This window comes from Halomonas sp. 707D4 (assembly GCF_024158685.1).
Lineage (GTDB): Bacteria > Pseudomonadota > Gammaproteobacteria > Pseudomonadales > Halomonadaceae > Vreelandella.
This window is the reverse complement of record NZ_JAMZBD010000244.1, coordinates 1-4,685: the sequence shown is the minus strand read 5'-3', so window position 1 is coordinate 4,685 and position 4,685 is coordinate 1. Positions and strand designations below refer to the sequence as shown.

The following is a 4,685-nucleotide window of genomic DNA, read 5'->3' as shown; positions in this document are numbered from 1 at the left end:
CCCCGCCTCGCGGCGATATCGCTGACGAGCGCGAGATCGATCGGCTGCGCGAGGAGCCCGCCGGGCGACGCGGCAACGAGCGCCAGGTACAGGTCGAGGGCAGCCTCAAGCACGCCAGTGGCCTGAACCCCAACTTCACCTTCGACAAGTTCGTCGAAGGCAAGTCGAACCAGCTGGCCCGCGCCGCCTCGCGCCAGGTGTCGGAAAACCCGGGCGGTGCCTACAACCCGCTGTTTCTCTATGGCGGCGTGGGGCTGGGCAAGACCCACCTGATGCACGCCGTGGGCAACGCCCTGGCCGGGCGGCGGGAGAATGCCCGCGTGGTCTACCTGCACTCCGAGCGCTTCGTCGCCGACATGGTCAAGGCACTGCAGCTCAACGCCATCAACGACTTCAAGCGCTTCTATCGCAGCGTCGATGCACTGTTGATCGACGATATCCAGTTCTTTGCCGGCAAGGAGCGCTCCCAAGAGGAGTTCTTCCATACTTTCAACGCCTTGCTGGAAGGCGGCCAGCAGATGATCCTTACCTCGGATCGTTATCCGAAGGAGATCAACGGGGTGGAGGAGCGCTTGAAGTCGCGCTTCGGCTGGGGGCTGACCGTGGCCATCGAGCCGCCGGAGCTCGAGACCCGGGTGGCGATTCTGATGAAGAAGGCCGACCAGGCGAGTGTCGATCTGCCCCACGATGCCGCGTTCTTCATCGCCCAGAAGATTCGCTCCAACGTGCGCGAGCTCGAGGGTGCGCTCAAGAAGGTGATCGCCGACTCCCACTTCATGGGCAAGCCGATCACCCAGGATTTCATCCGCGAGTCGCTGAAGGACCTTCTGGCCCTGCAGGACAAGCAGGTGGGCGTGGACAACATCCAGCGCACCGTGGCGGAGTACTACAAGATCAAGGTGGCGGACCTGCTCTCCAAGCGCCGCTCGCGCTCCGTGGCGCGGCCGCGCCAGGTCGCCATGGCGCTGGCCAAGGAGCTGACCAACCACAGCCTGCCGGAAATCGGCGACGCCTTCGGCGGGCGCGATCACACCACGGTGCTGCACGCCTGTCGCAAGGTAAAGGCGTTGCAGGAAGAGAGCGCGGATATCCGCGAGGACTACAAGAACCTTCTGCGCCTGCTCACCAGCTGAGCCTGCGCGATTGAACCCGATAGCGAAGCCGACCACGGCTGACGACCATTGAAACCGGAGTAGTGATGAAGTTTTCAATTTCCCGAGAGGCACTGCTGCGCCCCTTGACCCTGGTGGCGGGCGTGGTCGAGCGCCGTCAGACGCTGCCGGTGCTTTCCAACGTGCTGATCCAGGTCGAAGGCGACCAGGTGGCCCTGACCGGTACCGACCTCGAAGTCGAGCTCGTCGGCCGCACCGTGGCAAGTCAGGTGGAGCAGGAGGGCGGGGCGACCGTTCCCGCCCGCAAGCTGATGGACATCTGCAAGTCGTTGCCGGAGCAGTCCGAGATCCAGTTGGCCCTCGAAGAGGGCCGCGCGGTGCTGCGAAGCGGCCGCTCGCGCTTCACGCTTTCGACCCTGCCCGTCGCCGAATTCCCCAACATCGAGGATGGGGCGAGCAGCCAGGAGCTGAGCATCCCTCGCGGCACGCTCAAGCACCTGATCGAGGCGACCTCCTTCGCCATGGCCCAGCAGGACGTGCGCTACTACCTCAACGGCATGCTGCTCGACATCCAGAACCACCTGCTGCGCGCCGTGGCCACCGACGGCCACCGCCTGGCGATGTGCTCGCGCCAGACCGAGGTCGCGGTCGCCGAGCCGCAGAAGATGATCGTGCCGAGAAAGGGCATTCTCGAGCTCTCGCGCCTGCTCGATGACAGCGACGAGCCGGTCAGCCTGACGCTGGGGGCGACGCACCTGCGCGCCCACACCGGCGATTTCACCTTCACCTCCAAGCTGATCGACGGCAAGTTCCCGGACTACGAGCGGGTGGTGCCGAAAAACGGTGACAAGGTGCTGATCGCCGACCGCGCCGAGCTGCGCCAGGTCCTGTCGCGCACCGCGATCCTCTCCAACGAGAAGTACCGCGGCGTGCGCCTTTACCTGGAAGAGGGCAACCTCAAGGTGATGGCCAACAACCCCGAGCAGGAAGAGGCCGAGGAGAACGTGGCCATCGAGTACACCGGCCCCGGCATGGAGGTCGGCTTCAACGTCGGCTACCTGGTCGACGTGCTGGCGGTGCTCGACGAGGAGCGCGTGCAGATGACCCTGGCCGACCCCAACAGCAGCGCGCTGCTGGAAGAGCCCGGCGGCGGCGATGCGCTCTACGTGGTCATGCCGATGCGGCTTTGAGACCTCGCCCCTTCGAGACGGCGCCTCAGCGAAGGCGCCGTTTTCTATTGACCGACCCGAGGCGAACCTCCTAGATGAGCCTGACCCAGCTCGGCTTCCAGGGCCTGCGCAATCTCGAACCGCTGTCGATGACGCCCTCTCCCCAGGTCAACCTGGTTCACGGCTTGAACGGCAGCGGCAAGACCAGCCTGCTCGAGGGGATTCATATCCTCGGCATGGGACGCTCGTTTCGTACTCGCCAGCTCAAGCACGCCATCCAGTTCGATGCTGCCGCCATGACGCTCCATGGCCGCCTGGCAGGCGATCCCCAGGTGTCCCTGGGGGTCAGGCGGCTACGCGCCGAGCGCGAGCTGGAGCTGCGCCTGCGCGGCCACAAGGACGTGCGCCTGGCGGAGCTGGTCGACGCCATGCCGCTTCAGCTGATCAACCCCGATGCCTTTCGCCTGCTCGAGGGCTCGCCCGCCGGGCGTCGCGAATTCATGGATTGGGGCGTGTTTCACGTGAAACATGACTTTCTTGACGCCTGGAAGCGCGCCAGGCGTGCGCTGAAACATCGGAATGCGCTGTTAAGGCGTGGTAGAATGACCGATGCGGAAGTCAGCGTATGGGAGCAGGAGCTGGCCGAATGGGGCGAGCAGATGCATCTTATGCGTCAGACCTGGTTCAGCGCGTTCAAGCCGGTATTCGAGGAGACGCTGGATCGGATGCTGCCGATCGAAGGGCTGACGCTTCGCTACGCCCGCGGTTGGGATATCAAGCGGTCGCTGACGGACGTGCTGCGAGACAGCCGAGGAACCGATCAGCAGATGGGCTTCACCCAGCAGGGCCCGCAACGCGCCGATCTGCGAATAAGACTCAACAAGCAGCCCGCGATCGAAGTGCTTTCCAGAGGCCAGCAGAAGCTGGTCGTCAGCGCCCTCAAGCTCGCCCAGGGCCGGCTTCTGGAAAGCAGCGCCAGGCGGCGCTGCATTTACTTGATCGATGACCTACCGGCAGAGCTCGATCATCGACATCGCTCGCTGTTCTGCGAGCTGCTCGAGGAGATGCAGTGCCAGGTATTCATCACCAGCGTCGAGCCGGACGCGCTCAGATCGATGTGGCAGGAGAAAACCGCCATCGAGATGTTTCACGTGAAACAGTGCGATGACGGCCTGAGCCGACTGACGTCGACCGGCTAGACGACACGGAACGAGACAGACTTCACGACGGAGTGGTCAATGAGCGAGCAGGCTTACGATTCATCAAGCATCAAGGTGCTCAAAGGGCTCGATGCGGTACGCAAGCGTCCCGGCATGTACATCGGCGATACCGACGACGGCACCGGGCTGCACCATATGGTTTTCGAGCTGGTGGATAACTCCATCGATGAAGCACTGGCGGGCCACTGCAGTGAAATTCGCGTGGTGATCCACCCCGACGAATCCATCACCGTCAGCGACAACGGCCGGGGTATTCCGACCGAGCTGCACGAGGAGGAGGGCGTCTCGGCGGCGGAGGTCATCATGACCGTACTGCACGCCGGCGGCAAGTTCGACGACAACTCCTACAAGGTCTCCGGCGGTCTTCACGGCGTGGGCGTATCGGTGGTGAACGCACTCTCCGAAGAGCTCAAGCTGACCATCTGGCGCCAGGGCGAAGTATTCGAACAGATGTACCGCCACGGCGTGCCCGACGCGCCGCTGGACGTGGTCGGCAAGACCGAGAAGAGCGGCACCAAGGTGCACTTTCGCCCGTCGCCGGCGACCTTCGCCAACATCGAGTTCCACTACGACATCCTCGCCAAGCGCCTGCGCGAACTATCGTTCCTGAACTCCGGCGTGGCCATCCGACTGATGGACGAGCGCAGCGGCAAGGAAGAATTGTTCCACTACGAGGGCGGTCTCAAGGCGTTCGTCGACCACCTCAACAAGAACAAGTCGACCTTGAACCCGGTGTTCCACTTCAACGCCAGCCGCGAGGATGGGGTCGAGGTGGAAGTGGCGATGCAGTGGAGCGACGCCTTCACCGAAAGCATCTTCTGCTACACCAACAACATTCCCCAGCGCGATGGCGGCACGCACCTGGCGGGCTTTCGCGCCGCGCTCACCCGTACGCTCAACCACTACATCGAAGCCGAAGGGCTTTTGAAGAAGTCCAAGGTCAACACCTCCGGCGACGACGCCCGGGAAGGCCTGACGGCGATCATCTCGGTGAAGGTGCCGGATCCCAAGTTCTCCTCCCAGACCAAGGACAAGCTGGTATCAAGCGAGGTGAAGACCGCCGTCGAGCAGGAGATGGGCCGGCTGTTCGCCGAGTACCTGATCGAGAAGCCCAACGAGGCGAAGGCGATCGTCAACAAGATGCTCGACGCCGCCCGGGCCCGGGAAGCCGCGCGCAAGGCGCG

4 protein-coding genes are annotated in these 4,685 nt (G+C 63.8%); all 4 read left to right on the top strand.

Annotated elements, in window-relative coordinates; all coding sequences use genetic code 11:
• Window positions 1-1,133: chromosomal replication initiator protein DnaA (gene dnaA, locus BIS11_RS11100; RefSeq protein WP_253586056.1), on the top strand; the 1,133-nt coding region annotated here is incomplete at its 5' end.
• Between the two features lie 65 nt (window positions 1,134-1,198).
• On the top strand, window positions 1,199-2,302 hold the full coding sequence (dnaN, locus tag BIS11_RS11095; protein WP_253421723.1) for a DNA polymerase III subunit beta: 1,104 nt from the start codon (window positions 1,199-1,201) through the stop codon (window positions 2,300-2,302).
• A 74-nt stretch (window positions 2,303-2,376) separates the two neighbouring features.
• A complete protein-coding gene (recF, locus tag BIS11_RS11090; protein ID WP_253421721.1) occupies window positions 2,377-3,480 on the top strand; it encodes a DNA replication/repair protein RecF in 1,104 nt (367 codons plus the stop codon).
• A gap of 39 nt (window positions 3,481-3,519) precedes the next feature.
• A partial coding sequence (locus tag BIS11_RS11085) for an ATP-binding protein (protein WP_253586055.1) occupies window positions 3,520-4,685 on the top strand: 1,166 nt, incomplete at its 3' end.